General features: G+C 71.7%; 21 protein-coding genes. 5 read left to right on the top strand and 16 right to left on the bottom strand.

The window, feature by feature from the left end; genetic code table 11:
- Position 1: 1 nt before the first annotated feature.
- The gene (recA, locus tag AB0O76_RS34020; RefSeq protein WP_365499367.1) at positions 2-1,126 is read right to left on the bottom strand and encodes a recombinase RecA; all 1,125 of its coding nucleotides are present in this window, start codon (positions 1,124-1,126) and stop codon (positions 2-4) included.
- Positions 1,127-1,555: 429 nt separating this feature from the next.
- Here recA and AB0O76_RS34025 point away from each other — a divergent pair, with 429 nt between their 5' ends.
- Positions 1,556-2,338 carry a hypothetical protein gene (locus AB0O76_RS34025; RefSeq protein ID WP_365499370.1) on the top strand — a complete coding sequence of 261 codons (783 nt, stop codon included), beginning with the start codon at positions 1,556-1,558 and terminating at the stop codon, positions 2,336-2,338.
- On the opposite strand, the gene AB0O76_RS34030 is transcribed toward AB0O76_RS34025, so the two are convergent.
- The gene (locus tag AB0O76_RS34030; RefSeq protein ID WP_365499373.1) at positions 2,332-3,618 is read right to left on the bottom strand and encodes an AI-2E family transporter; all 1,287 of its coding nucleotides are present in this window, start codon (positions 3,616-3,618) and stop codon (positions 2,332-2,334) included. The two genes, AB0O76_RS34025 and AB0O76_RS34030, sit on opposite strands and share 7 nt — an antisense overlap.
- Positions 3,619-3,721: 103 nt before the next feature.
- On the bottom strand, positions 3,722-3,916 hold the full coding sequence (locus AB0O76_RS34035; RefSeq protein ID WP_361816589.1) for a DUF3046 domain-containing protein: 195 nt from the start codon (positions 3,914-3,916) through the stop codon (positions 3,722-3,724).
- A 79-nt stretch (positions 3,917-3,995) separates the two neighbouring features.
- Between AB0O76_RS34035 and AB0O76_RS34040 the strand changes: the two genes are divergently transcribed.
- A complete protein-coding gene (locus tag AB0O76_RS34040) occupies positions 3,996-4,946 on the top strand; it encodes a hypothetical protein (protein ID WP_365499377.1) in 951 nt (316 codons plus the stop codon).
- Here AB0O76_RS34040 and AB0O76_RS34045 read toward each other — a convergent pair.
- From AB0O76_RS34045 to AB0O76_RS34060, 4 genes are all read right to left on the bottom strand, one after another.
- Positions 4,917-6,116, bottom strand: a complete 1,200-nt coding sequence (locus AB0O76_RS34045) for a helix-turn-helix domain-containing protein (RefSeq protein WP_365499380.1) — start codon at positions 6,114-6,116, stop codon at positions 4,917-4,919. The two genes, AB0O76_RS34040 and AB0O76_RS34045, sit on opposite strands and share 30 nt — an antisense overlap.
- A 118-nt stretch (positions 6,117-6,234) precedes the next feature.
- A complete protein-coding gene (locus tag AB0O76_RS34050) occupies positions 6,235-6,543 on the bottom strand; it encodes an AzlD domain-containing protein (RefSeq protein ID WP_365499383.1) in 309 nt (102 codons plus the stop codon).
- Positions 6,540-7,283, bottom strand: coding sequence for an AzlC family ABC transporter permease (locus AB0O76_RS34055; RefSeq protein WP_365499444.1), 744 nt, complete (start codon positions 7,281-7,283; stop codon positions 6,540-6,542). The genes AB0O76_RS34050 and AB0O76_RS34055 overlap by 4 nt, the downstream gene beginning before the upstream one ends.
- 50 nt (positions 7,284-7,333) lie before the next feature.
- Positions 7,334-8,212: an AraC family transcriptional regulator gene (locus AB0O76_RS34060; RefSeq protein WP_365499386.1), complete on the bottom strand. Its 879-nt coding sequence runs from the start codon at positions 8,210-8,212 to the stop codon at positions 7,334-7,336.
- Between the two features lie 92 nt (positions 8,213-8,304).
- Between AB0O76_RS34060 and AB0O76_RS34065 the strand changes: the two genes are divergently transcribed.
- The 3 genes from AB0O76_RS34065 to AB0O76_RS34075 all read left to right on the top strand — a co-directional run bounded on the left by AB0O76_RS34065 (position 8,305) and on the right by AB0O76_RS34075 (position 14,853).
- Positions 8,305-12,996, top strand: coding sequence for an ATP-dependent helicase (locus tag AB0O76_RS34065; RefSeq protein ID WP_365499389.1), 4,692 nt, complete (start codon positions 8,305-8,307; stop codon positions 12,994-12,996).
- Positions 12,997-13,134: 138 nt separating this feature from the next.
- A complete protein-coding gene (locus tag AB0O76_RS34070) occupies positions 13,135-13,935 on the top strand; it encodes a DNA-formamidopyrimidine glycosylase family protein (protein ID WP_365499392.1) in 801 nt (266 codons plus the stop codon).
- A gap of 81 nt (positions 13,936-14,016) precedes the next feature.
- Positions 14,017-14,853: an SDR family NAD(P)-dependent oxidoreductase gene (locus AB0O76_RS34075; protein ID WP_365499395.1), complete on the top strand. Its 837-nt coding sequence runs from the start codon at positions 14,017-14,019 to the stop codon at positions 14,851-14,853.
- On the opposite strand, the gene AB0O76_RS34080 is transcribed toward AB0O76_RS34075, so the two are convergent.
- The 9 genes from AB0O76_RS34080 to AB0O76_RS34120 form a co-directional block, all read right to left on the bottom strand.
- The gene (locus tag AB0O76_RS34080; protein ID WP_365499398.1) at positions 14,801-15,145 is read right to left on the bottom strand and encodes a hypothetical protein; all 345 of its coding nucleotides are present in this window, start codon (positions 15,143-15,145) and stop codon (positions 14,801-14,803) included. The two genes, AB0O76_RS34075 and AB0O76_RS34080, sit on opposite strands and share 53 nt — an antisense overlap.
- Before the next feature lie 272 nt (positions 15,146-15,417).
- Positions 15,418-15,888: a DNA starvation/stationary phase protection protein gene (locus AB0O76_RS34085; protein WP_266871247.1), complete on the bottom strand. Its 471-nt coding sequence runs from the start codon at positions 15,886-15,888 to the stop codon at positions 15,418-15,420.
- Positions 15,889-16,074: 186 nt separating this feature from the next.
- Positions 16,075-16,449, bottom strand: coding sequence for a helix-turn-helix transcriptional regulator (locus tag AB0O76_RS34090; protein WP_160507571.1), 375 nt, complete (start codon positions 16,447-16,449; stop codon positions 16,075-16,077).
- Between the two features lie 109 nt (positions 16,450-16,558).
- Positions 16,559-17,071 carry a CinA family protein gene (locus tag AB0O76_RS34095; RefSeq protein ID WP_365499447.1) on the bottom strand — a complete coding sequence of 171 codons (513 nt, stop codon included), beginning with the start codon at positions 17,069-17,071 and terminating at the stop codon, positions 16,559-16,561.
- A 65-nt stretch (positions 17,072-17,136) separates the two neighbouring features.
- Positions 17,137-17,841, bottom strand: coding sequence for a CDP-diacylglycerol--glycerol-3-phosphate 3-phosphatidyltransferase (pgsA, locus tag AB0O76_RS34100; RefSeq protein ID WP_365499402.1), 705 nt, complete (start codon positions 17,839-17,841; stop codon positions 17,137-17,139).
- Positions 17,838-19,298, bottom strand: a complete 1,461-nt coding sequence (gene rimO / locus AB0O76_RS34105; RefSeq protein ID WP_365499405.1) for a 30S ribosomal protein S12 methylthiotransferase RimO — start codon at positions 19,296-19,298, stop codon at positions 17,838-17,840. The genes pgsA and rimO overlap by 4 nt, the downstream gene beginning before the upstream one ends.
- Before the next feature lie 45 nt (positions 19,299-19,343).
- Entirely contained in the window at positions 19,344-20,246 is a 903-nt protein-coding gene (locus tag AB0O76_RS34110; RefSeq protein WP_365499408.1) for a helix-turn-helix domain-containing protein, read from the bottom strand.
- A gap of 188 nt (positions 20,247-20,434) precedes the next feature.
- On the bottom strand, positions 20,435-23,200 hold the full coding sequence (locus AB0O76_RS34115; protein ID WP_365499411.1) for a DNA translocase FtsK: 2,766 nt from the start codon (positions 23,198-23,200) through the stop codon (positions 20,435-20,437).
- 148 nt (positions 23,201-23,348) lie between these two features.
- Positions 23,349-24,032: a response regulator gene (locus AB0O76_RS34120; protein ID WP_365499414.1), complete on the bottom strand. Its 684-nt coding sequence runs from the start codon at positions 24,030-24,032 to the stop codon at positions 23,349-23,351.
- Positions 24,033-24,101 lie beyond the last annotated feature (69 nt).

Below are 24,101 nucleotides of genomic sequence, written 5' to 3' on the forward strand. Positions count from 1 at the left end.
ATCAGCTCTTGGCCGCTGCGGCCTTGGGCTTGGTGGCCTTCGCCGCCGGTGCGGGCACTGTCTTGGCGGCGTCCTCGGCCGCGCCCGCCGCGTCCTTGCCCGGCTCAGCCGTCGGCTCCTCCGGCTTCGGCTTCACGCCGACGCCCAGCTTCTCCTTGATCTTCTTCTCGATCTCGTTGGCGAGATCGGGGTTGTCCTTCAGGAAGTTACGGGCGTTCTCCTTGCCCTGGCCGAGCTGGTCGCCCTCGTACGTGTACCAGGCGCCCGCCTTGCGGACGAAGCCGTGCTCCACGCCCATGTCGATCAGGCCGCCCTCGCGGCTGATGCCCTGGCCGTAGAGGATGTCGAACTCGGCCTGCTTGAAGGGCGGCGCGACCTTGTTCTTGACGACCTTGACGCGGGTGCGGTTGCCGACCGCGTCGGTGCCGTCCTTGAGGGTCTCGATGCGGCGGATGTCGAGCCGCACGGAGGCGTAGAACTTCAGCGCGCGGCCACCGGTCGTGGTCTCCGGCGAGCCGAACATCACGCCGATCTTCTCGCGGAGCTGGTTGATGAAGATCGCGGTGGTCTTGGACTGGTTGAGCGCGCTGGTGATCTTCCGGAGGGCCTGGCTCATCAGGCGGGCCTGCAGACCCACGTGCGAGTCGCCCATCTCGCCCTCGATCTCCGCGCGCGGCACCAGGGCCGCGACGGAGTCGATGACGATCAGGTCGAGGGCGCCGGAGCGGACCAGCATGTCGACGATCTCCAGAGCCTGCTCGCCGTTGTCCGGCTGGGACAGGATCAGGTTGTCGATGTCGACGCCGAGCTTCTTCGCGTACTCGGGGTCGAGGGCGTGCTCGGCGTCCACGAAGGCGACGGCACCGCCCGCGCGCTGGGCGTTGGCCACGGCGTGCAGCGTCAGCGTCGTCTTACCGGAGGACTCCGGTCCGTACACCTCCACCACACGGCCGCGCGGGATGCCGCCGACGCCGAGCGCGACGTCGAGCGCGGTCGACCCGGTGGGGATCACCTCGATGGGGTCGTTCGGCCGCTCGCCCATGCGCATGACCGCGCCCTTGCCGAACTGCCGTTCAATCTGTGCGAGCGCGGCGTCCAGCGCCTTCTCGCGGTCGGTTCCTGCCATGGGTTCCACCCGATTTGCTTGTGTCGATCGCTTCACGTCAATGACGCTAGCGCCTGCCACTGACAATCCGCCCCGACGGCCGTCCAGCCTGTGGATAACTCGAGGCGATCGCCCCGCCGAAACCGGCCGGAGCTCCGGGCATCCCCCCGCGAAATCCCCGGGAAAACGCCGCCAGACACCCCATAAGAATGGATGTTCGATTTTGGTGTCAAGCGCACCACGCGGCACCACCGAGGGTACGGATCAGGTCGGCTCCACGGGCGTACACCCGTCATCCGGCCCCCGCGTCGGGCCGTCCGGCCACCCACCCGGCCACCCACCCTGCGTCCCGCCCCCGGGCCGCCGACCCGGAGCTACTCCCCCGGGCGTACGGCCAGTGCCTTCGGCCGGACGACGACCGGAGGCCGGCTCCCCACCAGGCTTGACCTCATGGAAAGCCGCTCCGGGACATCTCCCCTTCCCGCCCTGTGGCGCTCGGCGCACCCGGCCGAACGCGTCAGCTATCTGACCGGCGCCGTCCTGGTCCTCTCGGGCCTCGCGCACCTGCTGGTGTTCGCCGTCGACGGCGGCCCCTGGGAGGGGCCTGTCTCCTGGCGCAAGCCCGTCACCTTCGGGCTCTCCTTCGGCCTGACCCTGATCGCCGTCGCCTGGGTGACGTCGTATCTGCGGATGGGGGCCCGTACCCGGACCGCGCTGCTCGTCCTCTTCGCCGCGGACTGCGTCCTGGAGGTCGGCGGGATCACACTTCAGGCGTGGCGCAAGGTGCCATCGCATCTCAACATGGAGACCGGCTTCGACTCCGCGGTGTCCATGTCCCTCGCGGTGGGCGGCGGCATCCTCGTCGTCCTGCTTTCGGCGTTCGCGATCGTCTCCTTCAAGCACCGCCCCACCGGGCCCACGGGCATGGCTCTCGCGCTCCGGGCCGGCTTCGCCGTCCTGCTCGTCGCCCTCGCGTCGGGCGCCTCGATGATCGCGCGCGGGGTGTTCCTGACCCGGACCGGCCACCAGGAGTCGGCGTACCACTCCACGGCGGCGCTCAAGCCGCTGCACGGAGTGAGCCTGCACGCCGTGCTTGTCCTGCCCGCCCTTGCCTGGCTGATGTCCCGCACCTCCTGGAGCGAGCGGACACGGCAGCGGGTGATAACGGTCGCCGTCGGCTGCTACGTGGCGGCCGTCCTCGCCTCCGGGATCTGGGCGGTCTTCACCTACTGACGCTCGCCCGGAGCCGTCTCCGGGCCCGGCACCGCCTCCGCCTCCGGCGCCGCCCCCGGCTCGTTCGGCCCGCGCAGGGCACGGCGCATGCGCGCCAGGAGGGGCGCTCCGCCCCTGCGTCGGTGTCCGTGGACGCGCGGGTCGTCCGTGACGTCGTACCGCTTCACGTACGCCCCCAGGAAGGCCTGCAGCGTCGCGACCGCCGGGATGGAGATCAGTGCGCCGACCGCGCCGAGGAGTGCCGTGCCCGCGATGACCGACCCGAAGGCGACCGCCGGGTGGATGTCCACGCTCTTGGCGGTGAGCTTGGGCTGCAGTACGTAGTTCTCGAACTGCTGGTAGACCACTACGAAGCCCAGCACCCACAACGCGTACCAGGGATCGACCGTGAAGGCGATCAGCATCGGCAGGGCGCCCGCCAGATACGTACCGATGGTCGGGATGAACTGCGAGACCAGGCCCACCCACACCGCGAGCACGGGCGCGTAGGGCACGCCCAGGGACTGCAGCAGGATGTAGTGCGCGACCCCGGAGATCAGCGCCATCAGGCCGCGCGAGTAGAGATAGCCGCCGGTCTTGTCGACCGCGATCTCCCAGGCGCGCAGCACCTCGGCCTGCTTGGCCGGCGGGAGCACCGAGCACAGCGCGCGGCGCAGCCGGGGCCCGTCGGCCGCGAAGTAGAACGAGAACAGCAGGACCGTCAGGAGCTGGAAGAGGCCCCCGAGGACCTGCGCCGACACGTCCAGGACGCCGCTGGCGCTGTTCTGCACGTACTTCTGGAGCCAGTCGGAGTGGACCAGGCTGTCCTGGATCTCGACGCGGGACAGGTCCGTGCGGAACGTCTGGTTGATCCAGCTGATGACCTTGTCGAGGTAGTCGGGGAAGTCCTCGACCATGTCCACGATCTGGCCCGCGAGCATCGAGCCCATGAGCGTGATGAAGCCCGCGCCCGCGATCAGGACGCCGAGGAAGACCAGGAAGGTGGCGAAGCCCCTGCGCAGCCCGCGCGCGGCCATCCAGCTCACCGCGGGCTCGACCGCGAGGGCCAGGAAGAACGCGATCAGGATGTTGATCAGCAGCCCAGTCAGCTGGTGGAAAGCCCAACTGCCCAGCTGGAAACAGGCGAACAGCGCGAGGGCGAGCACCATGGCACGCGGCAGCCAGCGCGGCATGCTGGCGCCTCGCCCGGCCCGGGCCCCGTTCGGGGGCTGTGCGGGCGGCGCCGTGCCGAGCGGAGCTACGTCCTGGGCGACCTGCGCGGTCTCGTCTGTCGATGCCACGGTGCAAGTCTCGCCCACGCCACCGACAATCAGCCGCCGCCCCCATGTCTTCGCACTTCCGCGCGCTCGTGACGGCTACCGGAAGGCGGTGAGGCGTCCCGTGTCAGCGCTTTTCGGCCGGTACGTCCATTGCCCCGCACACCGCGCGCCAGACGTCCTTGGCTTCCCAGCCCGCGTCCAGCGCCTGATGGACGGTGCGCCCGCCGAGCTCCGCCATCACATGATCACGCGCGAAGGAGTCGGCGTACCCCGCCCCGAAATGGTCGGCCATCCGCTCCCAGAACACCGTCAACCGCATGACCCCAGTATCGCGCCCTTGAGAGTGCAGCCGGACGCAGGGGGCTTCCTGAAGGCGCCTTCCGGCCTACGGTCTGTGCATGGCCGAAACCGGAGCTTCCCCGCACGCCGCGCCCTCACCGGTCGCACGCGCCGAGCACTTCGTCTGGCTCACCGCGCGCGTACTGGAGCAGCGGCGGTTCGCCTACCACTTCCTGAGCGGCCCGGGCGGCGCCGAACCATTCGCCGACGCGGTGGAGACCGCCCTTGCCGCCTACGGCAACGAGGACGGCGGGTACGGCCACGCGCTCGAGCCCGATCTGCGCGGCCCCGTCAGCCAGCCCCTGCACACCGGGCACGCGCTGCGCGTCCTCGACTCGATCCGGCGCTGCGGCGGCCAGCGCGTGGAGCGCGTGTGCCGCTATCTGACTTCGGTGTCCACGCCGGACGGCGCCCTTCCGGCGGTCCACCCCAGCCAGCGCGGCTATCCGTGCGCGCCGTTCGTGCCGATCGTGGACGACCCGCCGAGCGAGCTTCTCGCCACCGGTCCGGTGGTGGGTCTGCTGCACCGCAACGAGGTGTGGCACGCCTGGCTGTTCCGGGCGACCGACTTCTGCTGGGCCGCTGTCGAGTCGCTCGAGAAGTCACATCCGTACGAGATCCAGGCGGCCGTCGCCTTCCTGGACGGGGCGCCGGACCGCCCGCGCGCGGAGGCGGCCGCGGACCGTCTCGGCAGGCTCGCCCGGGACCAGCGCCTCGTGGCGCTCGACCCCGGGCGGCTCGACGCGTACCCGGTCGCTCCGGGCTACGCACCGGGTGAGCACCACTTCGCGTACGACTACGCGAAGGTGCCCGAGTCGCTCGCGCGCGCGTGGTTCACGGACGAGGAGATGGCGCTCTCCTTGGACCACCTCGAGCAGGAGCAGCAGGACGACGGCGGCTGGCCCATCCGCTGGCGGCAGTGGGCGCCCGGCACCGCCCTGGAGGCACGCCCCATGGTCACCATCGAGGCACTGCGCACGCTACGGGCGTATGGACGGTCCATCGGCTGACGGGGCGCTCTCGGCCTCACGCAGCAGCAGTGCCGCGATGGCCAGGGCCGTGCCGCGCGGTGCCGACAGGTCGATGCCGGTCCGTTCGCCGATCTTCGCGAGCCGGTTGTCGACGGTGTTGGGGTGCAGGCCGAGGGCGGCGGCGGTGGCCCTGCGCTCCTGCTGATGGGCCAGGTGGACCCGCAGGGTCTCCAGGAGCTCGGGGCGGTCGGCGACCGGGTCGAGCAGCGCGGAGATCAGGTGGCTGCTCTCGTTGCGGCGGGAGAGGTGGTACTCCAGCAGGACGTCGTCCATGCGGTGCAGTCCCGGGGGCATCCCGCACGCGCGCGTGATGCGCAGTATCTCCGTCGCGGTACGCGCCGCGACGGGCACGGCTTCGGGCCCCGCAGCGTCCACGGCGGCCACCCGCACCGGAAGCTCGCAGGCCTTGCTCAGGCGGCGCGGCAGATCCTCCGGGGGCAGGCATTCCTTGGGGACGATGACCCGGCCCCCGTCGGCGTCGAGGAGCGCGAGCACCTCCGTCTCGAAGGCGTGGTCAAGGGCCGTCTGCAGGCGCCGCAGCCGCCGCCGTACCGCCACAGAGCCCTCGGTGGGCGCCCTGTCGAGGCCGACCGCGAGGACCAGGGCGGGCCCCGCGAGGCGCAACTGGTCGAGGAGCACGTGGCCGGGCGGCACCATCCCGTCGAGCAGGCCTCGCACCAGGGAACTGCGCTGGGCGCGCTGCTCGGCCTCCAGGGCCGAGCGCTCGTCCAGGTAGGTCTCGGCCACGGTCCCGACGATGGCCGGGTGCGACTCCAGGAGTACGTCCACGAGCTCGACCAGGGCGGCCTCCTCGCCGGGACGCGCCACGTCGCGCAACGCCTGCCACAGGACGTAGACCCCCAGGGCGTGCGTACGCAGCAGCAGGTGCAGCGGCATGCCCTCCTCGGCGCGCTGCGCGGCCCGCTCCCGGAAGACCCGGTGGCTGCCGGGCCGGTCGTTGATGCGGCGCAGGAAGAGACGCACCCCGTGGCGGGCGGTCGCGGCTATCTCCAGGTCCTTCACGTCGTCCGGGAGCTCGGCGTAGCCCGGCAGTTCCTCGAACGACTCGCGGGCCATCCGGCGCGCCAGTTCGTTGACCCGGGGCTCGCATCGCGCCGCGAGGGACCGGGCTTCGGAGGACAGCGCCACGGTGTCTCCTCTCCAGGGCCGCCGTTGTGACGCGTCACATTACCCACGGGTCCTGTGCGCGACAGGGGCGGTCCCGGCCGCAATGCCGGGACCGACTCCCGTGAGCGGTAACACCGGTTCAGCCCGTCAGCGCCCGCAGCCCCGCCGTGACGACCACGGCCGCCAAGATGACGACGAGGAACGGCGCGCGCAGCAGCAGCGCCACGGCCGCCGCCGCGAGCCCTGCCGCCTTGGCGTCCAGGACCAGCACCCGGCCCTCGGCGAAGGCCTGCTGGGCCGTGAGCGCCGCCAGCAGGGCCACGGGCAGCAGCGCCGCCATGCGCTGGACCAGCGGACGCTCCAGGGCGCCTGCGGGCACGAGCAGCCCCGCGAGCTTGACGAGGTAGCAGCTGACGAAAGTCACGCCGATGGCGATCCAGATGTTCAACGGTCCTCCCTCCGCGCCTCGTCACGAGCCCGGCGACTGTCACGGGCTTTGCGCCCCTCTACGTAGAGGACGGCCGGGACCGCGAGAGCGGCCACGAGGACGGGAACGCCCGCGGGCAGCACGGGCAGCAGTCCGAGCCCGAGGAGGACCGCCACGGCCCCGACGGCGCGCTCCGTGGTCGTCCGCAGCATCGGAGCGAGCAGCGCCAGGAAGACCGCGGGTCCCGCGGCGTCGAGGCCCCACGCATCGGTGTCACCGATGGCTTCGGCACCGAGGGTGCCGAGGAGCGTGGTGAGGTTCCAGAGCGCATAGAGGCTGAGCCCTGTCACGGTGAAGCCGATGCGGGCCGTGCGCCGCGTGGGCTGTGCCAGGGAGACGGCGGTGGTCTCGTCGATCACCCAGTGGGCGGCGAAGGGCCGCACCGTGCGCGGGAGGGCGAGCAGCTGCGAAAGGCGCAGTCCGTAGAAGGCGTTGCGTACGCCCAGGAAGAAGGCCCCCGCGGCGGCCGTGAAGGGGTTCCCGCCGCCCGCGAGCGCACCGACCAGCGCGAACTGCGAGGCCCCGGTGAAGACCAGCAGGCTGAGGGCGCAGGTCTGCAGCACGGTGAGGCCGCTGCCGGCCGAGGTCACGCCGAAGGCGAAGCCGGAGAGTCCGACGGCGACGCCGACACCGAGGGCGTCGCGGACGACGGCGGAGTCCGGCTTCTCCGGTGCTGGCTCGTCTGCCGGTTGGCCTGCCAGTTGGTCTGCCGGTTCGCCCGCTGTTTCCGCTGCGCGGATGTCCGCGGGGGTTATCTGTTCTGCCACGCCTCGGACGCTACGGGGGCGGTCGATTCCGGGTCTTGTACATTCTTGCGCTCCCGCTGGTACGCCCCCGGCGGCACCCCGACGATCCGGGTGAAGTGCCGGTTGAGGTGCGGCTGGTCGGTGAATCCCACCGCGACGGCCGCTTCGGCGGGCGCCGTTCCCGAGTCCAGGAGGGCGCGGGCACGCCTGACGCGCGCGTCCGTGAGCCACGCGTGCGGCGGCATGCCGTACGCGTCGCGGAAGGCCCGCAGCAGGGCGAACGGGCTGGCGCCGAGGTCGGCGGCGAGCCGCTCCAGGCTCGGCGGGTCGACGAGACACTCCTCCAGGACGGCACGTGCGCGTGCCGCCGTCCTGGCCCCCGCCGTCCGCACGGCGCGCTGCGGCAGACGGCCGCCGTTCAGCCGCAGCAGCCGCGTCACCGTCACGCGCAGCAGGGTGTCGGCGGCGAGCGCGTTGCTCTCCTCCGCCGCGCGCAGCACGCGGTGCACGAGGGCGACGGCGTACGGATCGTCGAGCACAGGGCGGATGAAGCCGGGCGCGCCCCGGATCGCCGTCGTCTCCCCGGCGATCGCGGCGACCAGCTCCGGCGACGGATAGACCGCGCCGTACCGCCAGCCCTCGGGCGCACCGGCCCGGCCCGTGTGCGTGGTGTCCGGATTGATCAGGGCGAGGGTTCCCGGCCCCGCGTGCTGGTCGGCGCCGCCGTGGTGGAAGACGTCGACGCCCTCGGCGATCGCGGCGATCACGAAGTGCTCGTGGGTGTGGCGCACGAACGTCTTGCGGACATAGTGGGCCCGCAGCAGATCGACCCCGGGCAGCTCCGCGTAACGCCAGTGCCGCGCCTGCTCCGCCGAAGCTGCCATGACTCTCATTCTGCGACAGCCGCGCAAGCCCTTTTGTAAGCCCTTTTCCGCAGGTCGGCGCCGTTGTCAGTGGCGGGGTGCACGATGGGGTCATGGTCAGGTCCGCATCCAGCGCCCACAGCGCACTCAACGGGTTCTCCCCCGCGACCCGCGGTTGGTTCACGGGGGCCTTCTCCGCGCCCACGTCCGCCCAGGCCGGGGCGTGGCGGGCCATCGGGGAGGGCTCGGACGTGCTGGTGGTCGCGCCGACCGGCTCCGGCAAGACGCTGGCCGCGTTCCTCGCCGCCCTCGACCAGCTGGCATCGACCCCGCCGCCCGCCGACCCGAAGAAGCGCTGCCGCGTGCTGTACGTGTCACCGCTGAAGGCCCTCGCGGTCGACGTGGAGCGCAATCTGCGCAGCCCGCTGACCGGCATCCGGCAGGAGTCCGTGCGCCTGGGCCTGCCCGAGCCCGAGGTGCGGGTCGGCATCCGCTCGGGCGACACCCCGCCCTCCAAGCGCCGCGCGCTGTCCACGCGCCCGCCGGACATCCTGATCACCACACCCGAGTCGCTCTTCCTGATGCTCACGTCCGCCGCGCGGGACGCGCTGACGGGCATCGAGACGGTGATCCTGGACGAGGTCCACGCGGTCGCGGGCACCAAGCGCGGTGCGCACCTCGCGCTCTCCCTGGAGCGGCTGGACGAGCTGCTGCCCAGGCCCGCCCGCCGTATCGGCCTGTCGGCGACGGTCCGTCCGGTGGACGAGGTGGCGCGCTATCTGTCCCCGCAGCGCAGGGTGGAGATCGTCCAGCCGCCGTCCGGCAAGGAGTTCGACCTCTCCGTGGTCGTTCCGGTCGAGGATCTCGGGGAGTTGGGCGGTTCCCCGGTCGCCGACTCCGACCAGGCCGCCGAGCGGCCCTCGATCTGGCCGCATGTCGAGGAGCGCATCACCGACCTCGTCCAGGCGCATCGCTCGACGATCGTCTTCGCCAACTCCCGCCGCCTCGCGGAGCGCCTGTGCAACCGGCTCAACGAGATCGCGTACGAACGCGCGACGGGCGAGCCGCTTCCCGAGGACCACTCCCCCGCCGAGCTGATGGCCGAATCGGGCGCGGCCAAGGGCGCCCCTCCGGTTCTCGCCCGCGCCCACCACGGCTCGGTGTCCAAGGAGCAGCGCGCCCAGGTCGAGGAGGACCTGAAGGCGGGCCGGCTGCCGGCCGTCGTCGCCACCTCCAGCCTGGAGCTCGGCATCGACATGGGCGCGGTCGACCTGGTGGTCCAGGTCGAGTCGCCGCCCTCCGTCGCCTCCGGACTGCAGCGCGTCGGCCGTGCCGGACACCAGGTGGGCGCGGTCTCCACCGGCGTCGTCTTCCCCAAGTACCGCGGAGACCTGGTGCAGGCCGCCGTGGTCACGGAGCGGATGCGGACCGGCTCCATCGAGTCGCTGCGCATCCCTGCCAACCCGCTGGACGTCCTGGCGCAGCAGCTGGTCGCGACGGTCGCCCTGGACACCTGGCAGGTCGACGACCTGCTGGCCCTGGTCCGCCGTGCGGCCTCCTTCGCCTCGCTCCCGGAGTCGGCGTTCACCGCTGTCCTGGACATGCTCGCGGGCCGCTATCCGTCGGACGCCTTCGCGGAGTTGCGGCCGCGGGTGGTGTGGGACCGCGTCGCCGGCACCGTCACCGGACGGCCGGGCGCGCAGCGCCTCGCGGTCACCTCCGGGGGCACGATTCCCGACCGCGGCCTCTTCGGGGTCTTCCTCGCCGGCGCGGACCCGAAGAAGGGCGGCGGCCGGGTCGGCGAGCTGGACGAGGAGATGGTCTACGAATCCCGTATCGGCGACGTGTTCACCCTCGGCACCAGCTCCTGGCGCATCGAGGACATCACCCGCGACCGCGTCCTGGTCTCCCCCGCACCGGGCGTCCCCGGCCGACTTCCCTTCTGGAAGGGCGACCAGCTGGGCCGCCCGCTCGAACTGGGGCGTGCGGTGGGCGCGTTCCTCCGGGAGGTCGGATCGCTGTCGCGCGAGGACGCGCGCGTGCGCCTGCTGGCCGCGGGGCTCGACGACTGGGCGGCCGACAACGTCCAGACCTACCTGGCCGAGCAGCGTGAGGCCTGCGGCCACATCCCGGACGACCGGACGATCGTGGTCGAGCGGTTCCGGGACGAGCTGGGCGACTGGCGGGTCGTCGTGCACTCCCCGTTCGGCGCGCAGGTGCACGCGCCCTGGGCGCTCGCCCTCGGCTCCCGGCTCAGCGAGCGGTACGGCATGGACGCCCAGGTGATGCACGCCGACGACGGCATCGTCCTGCGCCTGCCGGACGCCGACCTGATGGGCCTCGACCTGCTCGACCAGGAGCCCACGACGGGCGGGCATCTGGAGTACGACGCCGAGCAGGCACCCGTAGGAGCCGGTGACATCGCCTTCGACAAGGGCGAGGTAAACCAGCTCGTCACCGACCAGGTGGGCGGCTCGGCCCTGTTCGCCTCCCGCTTCCGCGAGTGCGCCGCCCGCGCGCTGCTCCTTCCGCGCCGCAGCCCCGGCAAGCGCACCCCGCTGTGGCAGCAGCGCCAGCGCGCCGCACAACTGCTCCAGGTGGCCAGCGAGTTCGGGTCGTTCCCGATCGTCCTCGAAGCGGTCAGGGAATGCCTCCAGGACGTCTTCGACGTACCGGGCCTCACGGAACTGATGGGCGACATCGAGTCCCGCAAGGTCCGGCTCGTCGAAGTCACCACGCCCGAACCGTCCCCGTTCGCGCGCTCACTGCTGTTCGGATATGTGGCGCAGTTCCTGTACGAGGGCGACTCGCCGCTCGCCGAGCGGCGCGCGGCGGCCCTGTCCCTGGACTCACGTCTCCTTGCGGAGCTGCTCGGCCAGGCCGAGCTGCGCGAGCTGCTCGACGCGGAGGTGCTTGCCGAGCTGGAGCAGGAGCTCCAGTGGCGCACGGAGGACCGACGCGTCAAGGACGCCGAAGGCGTCGCCGATCTGCTGCGTCTGCTCGGGCCACTCACCGCCGCCGAGCTGGCCGAGCGCGGGGCCGAGCAGGAGTGGGCAGAGGAGCTGGCATCGACCCGCCGCGCGATCCGCGTCCGGATCGCCGGAGCCGACCACTGGGCAGCGATCGAGGACGCCGGCCGGCTGCGCGACGCGCTCGGCACGGCGCTGCCGGTCGGCGTCCCCGAGGCGTTCACCGAGCCCGTCAAGGACCCCCTGGGCGACCTCATCGCCCGGTACGCGCGCACGCACGGCCCCTTCACCTCGGCGACAGCCGCCGCCCGGTTCGGCCTCGGCGCGGCGGTCACGGAGGGGGCGCTGCAGCGGCTCGCCGCCAACGGACGTGTCGTACAAGGAGAGTTCCATCCGGCGGGCATCGGCCAGGAGTGGTGCGACGCGGCCGTCCTGCGCCGACTGCGCCGCCGCTCCCTGGCCGCGCTGCGGCACGAGCTGGAGCCGGTGCCGCCGTCCGCGCTCGCCCAGTTCCTGCCCCAGTGGCAGCACTTGAGCGGGCACGGCCTGCGCGGCGTCGACGGCCTTGTACGTGCCGTCGAGCAGTTGCAGGGGGCGACGGTGCCCGCGTCCGCTCTCGAGAAGCTCGTCCTGCCCTCCCGCGTCGCGGGGTACGGGCCGGCCATGCTCGACGAACTCACCGCCGCCGGAGAGGTGGTGTGGGCCGGGGCGGGCGCGCTGCCCGGCAAGGACGGCTGGGTCTCCCTGTATCTCGCCGACGCCGCGCCCCTGCTCCTGCCACCGCCGCACCCTCTGGAGCTCACCGCGCTCCACGAGTCCGTCCTGAACACCCTCTCCGGGGGCTACGGCCTCTTCTTCCGGCAGATCGCCGACCAGGTCCGTGCCACCACCCATCCCGACGTCCCGGATCCCCAACTGGCCGACACGATCTGGGACCTGGCCTGGTCCGGGCGGCTCACGAACGACACGCTCGCCCCGATGCGCGCGCTTCTCGGCTCGGGCCGCACGGCCGGTTCCACGGCCCACCGCGCCAAGCGCACGATCCCGCGCGGGCGCTACGGCACGCTGACGGCCGCCGCCCGCCCCGCGTCCCGGACGGGTCCGCCGACCGTGGCGGGCCGCTGGTCGCTGCTCCCCACCCGCGAACCGGACCCCACCCTGCGCGCCCACGCCCTGGCCCGCACCCTCCTGGACCGGCACGGGGTGGTGACCCGCGGCGCGGTCGCGGCCGAAGGCGTCGAGGGCGGCTTCTCGGCGACGTACCGCGTCCTGTCGGCCTTCGAGGACAGCGGGCAGGCACGGCGCGGCTATGTCGTCGAAGGGCTCGGCGCCGCGCAGTTCGCGATGGACGGCGCGGTGGACCGGCTGCGCGCCACGGCCAACGCCCGCGACCGCGCGGACAGTTCGCCCTCCTCCATGGGGTACGCCCCGCGCGCCTCCGAATCCCAGGCCGTCGTCCTCGCCGCCGCCGACCCGGCGAACGCCTACGGGGCGGCGCTGCCCTGGCCCGAGCCTCCCAGCGACGCGGGCCACAAGCCCGGCCGCAAGGCAGGCTCCCTCGTCGTCCTGGTCGACGGCGAGCTGGCCCTGTACATGGAGCGGGGCGGCAAGACCCTGCTGGCCTGGCCCTCGGCCCCTGACGACACGCCCCCCACCGAGGACCCCCGCCTGCGCCCGGCCGCGGAGGCGCTCGCGGGCGCCGCCCGAGCGGGCTCACTCGGCACGGTCACGGTCGAGCGCATCAACGGGGCTGCCGCCCTGACCTCCCCCTTCGCCCCTCTCCTGGAAGGAGCCGGCTTCCACGCCACCCCACGCGGCCTCCGCCTGCGCGCATAGCTGACGGGCACGGCCGCCCTGGCCTCCACCACGCACAGCGGCACCGCCAGGCCTCCACCTGCACCCGCGCCCTCCCCCCCTGGGACCTGACGCACCCGCCCCCGCACCACCCACGCCATGCTATGCCACCCTTGACCCATGCCCGAAGGAGACTCCGTCCACCAGGCGGCCCGGCGTCTGCACACCGCCCTCGCCGGGCACACCGTCACGCGCTCCGACCTCCGCGTGCCGAAGCTCGCGACCGTCGACCTCACCGGGCGCACCGTCCTGGACGTGACCCCGCGCGGCAAGCACCTCCTGACCCGCTTCGAAGGCGGCCTGACCCTGCACTCGCACCTCCGCATGGACGGATCCTGGCGGGTGTACGCACCCGCAGAGCGCTGGAGCGGCGGCCCCGGCCACCAGATCCGGGCCATCATCGGCACCGCAGAGCGCACCGCTGTCGGCTACCGACTGCCCGTACTCGAACTGCTCCGCACCGCCGACGAGCACAAGGCGGTGGGCCACCTCGGCCCCGACCTCCTGGGCCCCGACTGGGACGCCGACCAGGCCCTGCGCAATCTCCTCGCCGCCCCGGAGCGCGCCCTCGGCGAGGCCCTGCTCGACCAGCGCAATCTCGCGGGCATCGGCAACGTCTACAAGAGCGAGCTCTGCTTCCTCATCGGCGCCACCCCCTGGCTGCCCATCGGCGAGCTCCCCGCCGACAAGGCGTCCCGCCTCCCCGCCCTCGCCAAGAAGCTCCTGGAGGCCAACCGCGAGCGCCCGGCCCGCACCACCACCGGCCGCACCCGCACGGACCAGCGCCTGTACGTCTACGGCCGCACCCCGCGCCCCTGCCTCCGCTGCGGCACCCCCGTCCGCACGGCCGACCAGGGCGACGGCTCCCGCAGCCGCCCCACCTACTGGTGCCCCACCTGCCAGCAGGGCCCGACCCCCTGACGCCGAAGCCCTGCCACTCCCGAAGAACCCACACCCACCAGCCAGTTGACGCCTCGTCAGATCCAGTCGTACCGTCCCGTCATGCCCCTCACGGCGTACGACCTCACCGGACGCACCGCATTCGTCACGGGCGCGGCCAGCGGCATCGGCCGGGCCTCGGCCGTCCTCCTCGCGGAGGCGGGCGCAACCGTCCACTGCGCCGACCGCGACGAGCAGGGGCTCCACGAGACGGCCACGCTCATCAAGACGGCGGGCGGTACGGCACACATCCACCCCTTGGACGTGGCCGACCGGACCCAGGTCGACCAGGCCGTCGCGACCGCGACGGCCGCCACCGGCCGCCTGGACGTGATGGCCGCCATCGCCGGGATCATGCACAGCAGCCCGGTCCTCGAGACCCGCAACGAGGACCTCGACCGGGTCCTGAACATCAACTTCAAGGGCGTCCTGTACGCCTGCCAGGCGGCAGCCCGCACCATGATCGCCACAAAACCCAAAGCCTCGGGCACCAGCAGCGCCACCGGCACTGGCACCAGCACCCCCACCCCCACCCCCACCGGCAGCATCATCACCATGGCCTCAGGCGCCGTCGACACCGGCGGCCCCGGCCTCCTCTGCTACGGCGCGGCGAAGGCCGCCGTCGTCCAGCTCACCAAGACCCTCGCCACGGAGGTGGGCCCGCACGGCATCCGCGTCAACGCGGTCGCGCCCGGCTGGATCCGCACCCCCATGACGGACCGCCACGACACCGAGGCGCAAGTGCACACCGAAGGGATCATGGTCCGCATGTCCCCCCTGGGCCGCGTCGGCGAACCGGAGGACATCGCGCACGCCGTCCTGCACCTGGCATCCGACGCGTCCGCGTTCACGACGGGCCAGATCCTCCGCCCGAACGGCGGCGTCGCCATGCCTTGGTAGCGCCGTCGGCAGCCGCTCGGGCGGCGGCCTTGGCCATACGCTCCCCGGGCCACCGCAGCGCACCGTCCGACCCCCGCGCCCGCCCCCCAGCCCCCCTGCCCCTGGAGGCGGCACCCGCAGCCCGGGACTTCGGCACACAGTGCACCGGCAGCAGACTCAGCCCCCATCCACCGGCCGCGACCGCCCCCTCCAGAGCCCCCGCATCAGGCGCGAACGCCAGCCGCAGCACGCCCCACCACCAGAGCGCACCCAGAGCCAGAGCCGGCGCCCACCGCACGACCCTCCCTGCCACGGCCACCACCTCCACCCGAGGCTCGACACCCGAGTCCGACGCCCGCCCACACCGCACGCCCGCCCACACCGCACGCCCGGCCCACCCCGCACGCCGGGCCCACACCGCACGCCCGGTCGACACCAAGCACCCCGGCCCAGACCAAGCACCCCGACCCACGCCGCGCACCCAGCCGACACCAAGCCCCCGGCCGACGCTAGACGCCCACCCTCACCCGACGCGAGGGCGCACCACAGCGCACACGAGGCACGGCGACCCCTCAGATGCCCGGATCAGCCGTTCTCCGCCTGAAACATCCAATGATGCTTCTCAAGATCAGCCGTGATCCCGATGAAGATGTCCTGGCTCACCGGATCCGCATCCCCCGTCGCCTCGACCCGCTCCCGCATCCGCGTGATCACCGCACCGAGCGCGTCCACGAGCGTCCCCACCGCGTCCGCGTCCTTGACCCAGCCTTCGGCGACCGCACCGATGCCACTGCTCCGCGCCACCGTCGAGGCCCGCCCGTCGGGCGGTACACCCAGCGTGGAGGCCCGCTCGGCCACCGTGTCGGAGTGCAGCCGCGCCGTGTCCACGACCTCGTCGAGCTGCAGATGGACGGAGCGGAAGCGCGGTCCGACCACGTTCCAGTGGATCTGTTTGGCCACCAGGGAGAGGTCGACCAGGTCCACCAGCGCGCCCTGCAGGGCGTCCGAGACGGTCTTCAGGTCCGCATCGGACAGAGGGCTCTTCACGACGTACATCCGGCCTCCAGGGCTCACACATCCCCCCCCCGAATTCGAAAATCCCCACCAACCATGTCACAAGTGCACCAACCAGGGCATCTCGGGAGTTGGAGCACCTCGGGACAGACGAAAGCCCCGACCGGTGACCCGGCCGGGGCTTCGACACATCGGAGCGCTCACATGGCGTGCACAGTCGACGCAGCGTCACGCAGCGACGACGTCCACCGCCTCCGCAGGCGCCTTGATCGTCACCCGTTCCGGCGGTACGCCGCTCACGGAGACGGAATTGAGCATCGGGCGAACCGGTGCGCGCACCGGTTCCGTAGCCGCTGCCGACGCAGCCAGTTCCGCGAGAGAGAGCTCATCGCTCACCTCGCGCATGAGCTCGGACATCCGTACGTCAAGCGCGTCGCAGATCGCGGAAAGCAGCTCGGAGGATGCCTCCTTCTGCCCCCGCTCCACCTCGGAGAGATAGCCGAGCGAGACTCGGGCGGACGAGGAGACTTCGCGCAGAGTACGGCCCTGGCGCTGGCGCTGCCGACGCAGCACGTCACCCAGCAGGCGACGGAGCAGAATCATCGGTGGCTCCCTCCTCGGACCGCGTAGCCGCATCCTTCACGCCCCACCGTACCGCCTTGCGCGGCGGCCGTGCGGGGAGCGATGTCGTGTTCACTCAGGGCTGCAAACATCAATTCCCCCCGTTCTGTTCCGTATCCTGTGCCCGCCCATTCCCGGCTCGTTCGCCGGAAAGCCGCTCGACGAGCAGCGTGAGCACGCTCCGTACACTCTCCATACGGATGTCCGAACGCTCACCGTTCAACCGCAGCGCGGTCACTTTCCCCTCAGAGCGAAGCCCGGAACCCGGCCCGTGGACGGCCACGAACACCGTTCCGACCGGCTGTCCGTCCTGCGGATCAGGACCGGCGACGCCCGTCGTGGCGATCCCCCAGTCCGCCCCGAGCACCTCGCGCACACCCGCCGCCATCTGCAGCGCGACCTCGGCGTCCACGGCCCCGCGCTCGGCGAGCAGGCCGTCGTCGACCCCGAGCACTTTGTGCTTCAGTTCGGTCGCGTACGCCGTCACGGACCCCCGGAAGACCCGCGAGGCCCCCGGCACCGCCGTCACCTCGGCGGCCACCAGACCGCCGGTCAGCGACTCGGCGACGGCGAGCGTCTCGCCCCGTGCCCTCAGCAGCCCCAGCGCCTCGACGGCTCGGTCGACAGCGGACGCCCGGTCGGCGGCGGACGTCCCCTCGGCGGCCGACGTCACGACGTCGACTCCCGAGCCTCCCCGGCGGCGGCCCCGTCGGCCGCTTCCCGCGCCTCGGCCAGGCCCTGGCGCCGCAGCACGACGGCCTGCCGCACATAGTCGAGCCCGGTCACCACGGTCAGCACGACGGCGACCGCCATCACCCAGAACCGCAGCGTCGCAAGCGGCCCGGTCAGCGCGAGGACGTACATCCCCACCGCCGTGCCCTGTGCCAGCGTCTTCATCTTGCCGCCGCGACTGGCCGGAATGACCCCGAAGCGGATCACCCAGAACCGCAGCAGCGTGATCCCGAGCTCGCGCCCGAGGATCACTCCCGTCACCCACCAGGGCAGATCACCGAGGTAGGAGAGGCAGATCAGCGCGGCTCCCATGATCGCCTTGTCGGCGATCGGGTCGGCGATCTTCCCGAAGTCCGTGACCAGGTTGTACGTACGTGCCAGGTGCCCGTCGAACAGGTCGGTGATCATGGCGACGGCGAAGGCCGCCCAGGCCCACGCACGCCAGGCCGGGTCGTACCCGCCTTCGGCGAGCAGCAGCATCACGAAACCCGGCACGAGCAGCAGCCGGATCACCGTCAGCAGGTTGGCTACGTTCCACACGCTGGCCTGGTTGACGGCCGCAGCGCCCAGCTTCCCGCCGCGCACCGGCTTCGCGCCCTGCGCGCCGGAGCCGCCCGCCGCGGATGCCGGGACTCCGGTCATCTGCCGGCCTCCTCGAGACACTCAGCCACCAAGTCCACACCCTCCGTGCCGACCACCTTTGCCACGACCATACGGCCGACCTCAAGGGCGTCCCCACCGGTGCCGCCCGTGAAGCGGATCTGGCCGTCCGTCTCGGGCGCCTGGTGCGCGGCCCGGCCGATGGCGCCGTCCTCCTCGTCCACGGCCTCGACGAGCACCTCGAGGGTCTCTCCGAGGCGTTCGTCGGCGCGCTGCGAGGTCAGCTCCTCGGCGAGCCGCGAGATGTGCGCGAGCCGCTCGTCGACGACGTCCTGATCCAGCTTGTGCTCGTACGTCGCCGCTTCGGTGCCCTCCTCGTCGGAGTACCCGAAGACGCCGATGGCGTCCAGCCGCGCGCCCGTGAGGAACCGCTCGAGCTCGGCCACGTCGGCCTCGCTCTCGCCGGGGAAGCCCACGATGAAGTTGGACCGGACACCGGCCTGCGGCGCCTTCGACCGAATGGTGTCGAGGAGCTCGAGGAAGCGGTCGGTGTCCCCGAAGCGCCGCATCGCGCGCAGCACACCGGGCGCGGAGTGCTGGAAGGACAGGTCGAAGTAGGGCGCGACCTTCTCCGTCGACGTCAGTACGTCGATGAGTCCGGGCCGCATCTCGGCCGGCTGCAGGTAGCTGACCCGTACGCGCTCGATGCCGTCGACGGCTGCCAGCTCCGGAAGCAGCGTCTCCAGGAGACGGATGTCACCGAGATCCTTGCCGTACGAGGTGTTGTTCTCGGAGACGAGCATCACCTCCTTGACGCCCTGCTCGGCCAGCCAGCGGGTCTCGCCGAGGACGTCCGAGGGGCGCCGCGAGATGAAGGAGCCGCGGAAGGACGGAATGGCGCAGAAGGAGCACCGCCGGTCGCAGCCGGAGGCCAGCTTCACGGAGGCGACGGGGTTGGTGCCCAGGCGGCGGCGCAGCGGAGCACGCGGCCCCGATGCGGGCGCGAGGCCGTCGGGGAGGTCCACGGGCGCGTGCCCGGGCAGCGCGACGTCCGAACCGGCCTCCTGCCGCTCCGCGGGGCTGATCGGCAGCAGCTTGCGCCGGTCGCGCGGGGTGTGGGCCTCGACGCTGCCGCCGTTCAGGATGGTCTGCAGCCGGGTGGAGATGTCGGTGTAGTCGTCGAAGCCGAGGACACCGTCGGCTTCGGGGAGGGCTTCGGCCAGCTCCTTGCCGTACCGCTCGGCCATGCAGCCGACGGCCACGACGGCCTGGGTCTTGCCGTGACCCTTGAGGTCATTGGCTTCCAGGAGGGCGTCGACGGAGTCCTTCTTGGCGGCTTCGACGAATCCACAGGTGTTGACTACGGCGACGTCCGCGTCTTCGGCGGCCTCGACGAGTTGCCAGCCGTCCGCCTCCAAGCGGCCTGCGAGCTCCTCCGAGTCCACCTCGTTACGGGCGCAGCCAAGAGTGACAAGGGCGACGGTGCGGCGTTCGGGCATGGTCTCAAGACTACTTTGTCCACGCCCGAGCCCCAGCCGCGAGGGTTAGCCGACCTCGGGATCGCCCTTCGTGTACGTGAGGCGCTCCACCTGACCGGGCTCGAACTCGTTGTCGATCGCCTTGCCGTTCACGAACAGCTTGATCGCTCCGGCGTCACCGAGGACCAGGTCGATCTTCTCCTGGTCCTGGAAGGTCTTCGACTTGCCCTGTTCGAGGACGCCGTCGAAGAGCGTCCGGCCGTTGTGGTCCTTGGCCGAGAGCCAGCTGCGGCCGTCCGGAGCGCTGACCTTGACCGTGACCTTGTCCTTGGGGGCGCCGGCGATGGCGCTGTCGGACGGGTCCGGCTTGGGGTCGGCAGGCTTGTCGGGCGCGGGCTTCGTGGCGGGCTTGCTGGTCGCTGGCGTCGAGCCCTCGGCGACCTGCGTCCTGGAGCCCTCCCCGTCGTCCCCGCCGTTGAACGCGGTGAACCCGACGAAGCCGATCACAGCGACGATGGCGGCGACCATGGCCGCCGTCCAGTTCGGCGTGCGCGGCTCCGACCGGATCCGCTCGGCCTCGAAGAGCGGCGCCGCCGGGGTGGGCGCCGGCGGCCGACCGCCGTGCGCCTCGTCGTACTGGGCGAGCAGGGGGGCGGGATCAAGCCCCACGGCGCGCGCGAGGGTCCGGATGTGGCCGCGGGCGTACACGTCGCCGCCGCACCGGGAGAAGTCGTCCTGTTCGATCGCGTGGACGATCGGGATGCGCACCCGCGTGGAGGAACTGATCTCGTCGACGGTCAGCCCCGCGTCGATGCGCGCCTGCTGCAGCGCACGCCCGATCGAGGGGCGGTCGTCCGCCGGACTCTCAGCTGCCTGGCTCTCGACTGCCGAGCTCTCGGCTGCCGGGCGGTCGTCTGCGGGTCGGTCGTCTGAAGGGCGGTCGTCTTCAGGGGAGTTGCCGATGGACACGGGGGCGCCTTTCGAGCGTGTAGCCACCTGCCGGAGACTCAGTCTAGGGGGGGTCGGAAAGGGTGGGGCAACCGGGCGACGGACTTTGTACGCCATCGGAATGGCCGGACATCCTGCTGCGGGGACATGGTGTTCCTACTCCCCTCAACTTGACGTATGCGGAGGGGAAACGGTTGCCTGCCGTTCCCTTACGGGTGAGCCTCCCCCCGGATCACCGCGAGCACGCCGTCCAGCTCATCGGGTTTCACAAGAACGTCACGTGCCTTGGAGCCCTCGCTGGGGCCCACGATGCCGCGGGATTCCATGAGGTCCATGAGCCGTCCGGCCTTGGCGAAACCGACGCGCAGCTTGCGCTGGAGCATCGACGTGGACCCGAACTGGGTGGAAACCACCAGTTCAGCGGCCTGGCACAGCAGATCGAGGTCATCGCCGATGTCCTCGTCGATCTCCTTCTTCTGCTTGGTGCCGACCGTGACGTCGTCCCGGAAGACCGGCGCCATCTGGTCCTTGCAGTGCTGGACCACCGCGTGGATCTCGTCCTCGGTGACGAAGGCACCCTGCATACGGGTGGGCTTGTTCGCGCCCATCGGCAGGAACAGACCGTCACCCTTTCCGATGAGCTTCTCCGCGCCGGGCTGATCGAGGATGACCCGGCTGTCGGCGAGCGAGGAGGTCGCGAAGGCGAGCCGTGAGGGCACGTTGGCCTTGATCAGACCGGTCACGACGTCCACGGAGGGCCGCTGCGTGGCGAGCACCAGGTGGATGCCGGCCGCGCGCGCGAGCTGCGTGATGCGCACGATCGAGTCCTCGACGTCGCGCGGCGCGACCATCATCAGGTCCGCGAGCTCGTCGACGATCACCAGCAGATACGGATAGGTCTTGAGCTCCCGCTCACTGCCCTCGGGCGTCTTGAGCTTGCCCTCGCGGACGGCCTGGTTGAAGTCGTCGATGTGCCGGTATCCGAACGCCGCGAGGTCGTCGTAGCGCAGGTCCATCTCGCGTACGACCCACTGGAGCGCCTCGGCGGCCCGCTTGGGGTTGGTGATGATCGGCGTGATCAGGTGCGGGATGCCCTCGTACGCGGTGAGCTCGACGCGCTTGGGATCGACGAGGACCATCCGTACGTCCTCGGGCGTCGCTCTTATCATGATCGAAGTGATCAGGCAGTTGATGCAGGACGACTTTCCGGAGCCGGTGGCACCGGCGACCAGGATGTGCGGCATCTTCGCCATGTTGGCCATGACGTAGCCGCCCTCGACGTCCTTGCCGAGCGCGACGAGCATGGGGTGGTCGTCCTCGGCCGCGTCCGCGAGGCGCAGCACGTCGCCGACGTTGACCATCTCGCGGTCGGTGTTCGGGATCTCGATGCCGACCGCGGACTTGCCGGGGATCGGCGAGATGATCCGGACGTCCGGGGATGCGACGGCGTACGCGATGTTCTTGGCCAGCGCCGTGATCTTCTCGACCTTCACGGCGGGGCCGAGCTCGATCTCGTAGCGCGTGACCGTCGGGCCCCGGGTGAAGCCGGTGACGACGGCGTCGACCTTGAACTCCGTGAAGACGTTCGACAGCGAGTGCACGACCGCGTCGTTGGCGGCGCTGCGGGACTTGCCGGGGCCGCCGCGCTCAAGCAGGTCGAGCGAGGGCAGCGCGTACGTGATGTCGCCGGCGAGCTGCAGCTGCTCGGCGCGCGGCGGCAGGTCCCGCGGCGCTTCCGGGGCGGCCTTGGTGAGGTCCGGTACGGCGGAGTCGGCGGGCCGCTCGGCCTTCTTGCGCAGCGCGCCGGGCGGCGGACTGTCCGTCGCCCTGGCGGTCGGCACCGGAGCCGTGGGCTCACGCTCCTCGCGCTGCTCACGGTCGCCGGAGACGCCCTGCGTGAGGTCGGCGACCAGCGGCGACGGCGGCATGCCGTGCAGGACCGCGCCGTCCAGGGCGGCGGCAGCGGCGGCCGCCACGTCCACCGCGTCCATCGGCCGGTCGAGCGCGGGCTGCACCGACGCACGGCGCGGCCTGCGCCGCTTGGAGAGCGCCGCCTCCTCGGCCTGGTCGGGGTCGTAGGGCTCGGCGGCCGCGGCACGCCTGCGCGGGCGCGCGGGCAGCGCCTCGCGCCACTGCTCGTCGTACCGCTCGTCGTCGTCGGCGAACTCGCCGTCGTCCGCCTCGGGCTCCGCCTGGACGATGCCGAGCTTGCTGCCGAGCAGCCGCAGCCGCTGCGGAATGGCGTTGACCGGCGTCGCCGTGACCACGAGCAGTCCGAAGACGGTCAGCAGGACGAGCAGCGGTACGGCGAGCACCTCGCCCATCGTGAAGGTCAGCGGGGCGGAAGCGCCCCATCCGATGAGCCCGCCCGCGTCCCTTATGGCCTGCATCCCGTCGTCGCGCGATGGCGCCCCGCAGGCGATGTGGACCTGGCCGAGGACGCCGATCACGAGCGCGGACAGGCCGATCACGATGCGGCCGTTGGCGTCGGGCTTCTCGGGGTGCCGGATGAGGCGTACGCCGATGACCGCGAGCAGTATCGGAAGCAGCAGATCGAGGCGGCCGAACGCGCCGGTCACCAGCATCTCGACGAGGTCGCCCACGGGTCCGCGCAGATTCGACCACGTCCCGGCGGCGACGATCAGCGCGATGCCGAGCAGCAGCAGCGCGAGTCCGTCCTTGCGGTGCGCCGGGTCGAGCCCCTTGGCGCCGCGCCCTATGCCGCGGAACATCGCGCCGACGCTGTGCGCGAGGCCCAGCCAGAGGGCGCGTACGAGCCGGTAGACGCCCCCCGTGGGGCTGGGCGCCGGCTTCGGTGCGGGCTTCTTCGCGGCGGCCTTCTTGGCGGGCGCCTTCTTCGCCGGGGCCTTCTTGGCGGGCGGCTTTTTGGCAGCGGCCTTCTTCGCCGGAGCCTTGGTGGGCGCGGCCGCCTTCTTCGCGGGCGTCTTCTTGGCTGCGGACGGACGTGAGGCCATGGGTGTGAGGTTACCGGTGGAGACCACTGCGGACACCTGTGCCTACTGCTTCACCCGTTTGTGTCGTCCTTGTGAGGGCGCCGAACTGACGGATGCTCACCGCGTCCGGACAGGCTGGGCAGCGGATCAGCTCCGCGAGGAGACCGGCTCAGCTCTGCGAGGAGACCGAAGTCGCTCCGCTGCCCGTGCCCGGCTCCAGGGCGTCAAGAGCCCGCCGCAGGCCGGTGAGTTTGCGTTCGAGATGGGCGGCGGTGGCGACTGCGGCGGCATCCGCCGAGTCGTCGTCCAGCTGTTTGGAGAGCGCCTCCGCCTGTTCCTCGACGGCCGCGAGGCGCGCGGACAGCTCGGCGAGGAGCCCCGCCGGCTCCTTGGTTTCACCCGCCACAGACTTGCCGCCGCCTTCGAGCTGGAGGCGCAGCAGGGCCGCCTGCTCCCGCAGTTGGCAGTTCTTCATGTACAGCTCGACGAAGACCGAGACCTTCGCGCGCAGCACCCACGGGTCGAACGGCTTGGAGATGTAGTCCACTGCGCCCGCGGCATAGCCACGGAACGTGTGATGCGGCCCGTGGTTGATGGCGGTGAGGAAGATGATCGGGATGTCCCGGGTCCGTTCTCGCCGCTTGATGTGCGCGGCGGTTTCGAAACCGTCCATGCCCGGCATCTGGACGTCCAGCAGAATGACCGCGAAGTCGTCCGTGAGTAGTGCTTTGAGCGCTTCCTCCCCGGACGATGCCCGCACCAGTGTCTGATCGAGCGCAGAGAGGATGGCCTCCAGCGCCAGCAGATTCTCCGGCCGGTCATCGACCAGGAGGATCTTGGCCTTCTGCACCATGGCCCGCCCTCCTCGCCCCGGCGGTACACCGGGCGCCGCCCCAGGGGACGACTCCCTTACGCCGTCCGT

Origin of the sequence: Streptomyces sp. NPDC086554 (assembly GCF_040686095.1) — a bacterium.
Classification (GTDB): domain Bacteria; phylum Actinomycetota; class Actinomycetes; order Streptomycetales; family Streptomycetaceae; genus Streptomyces.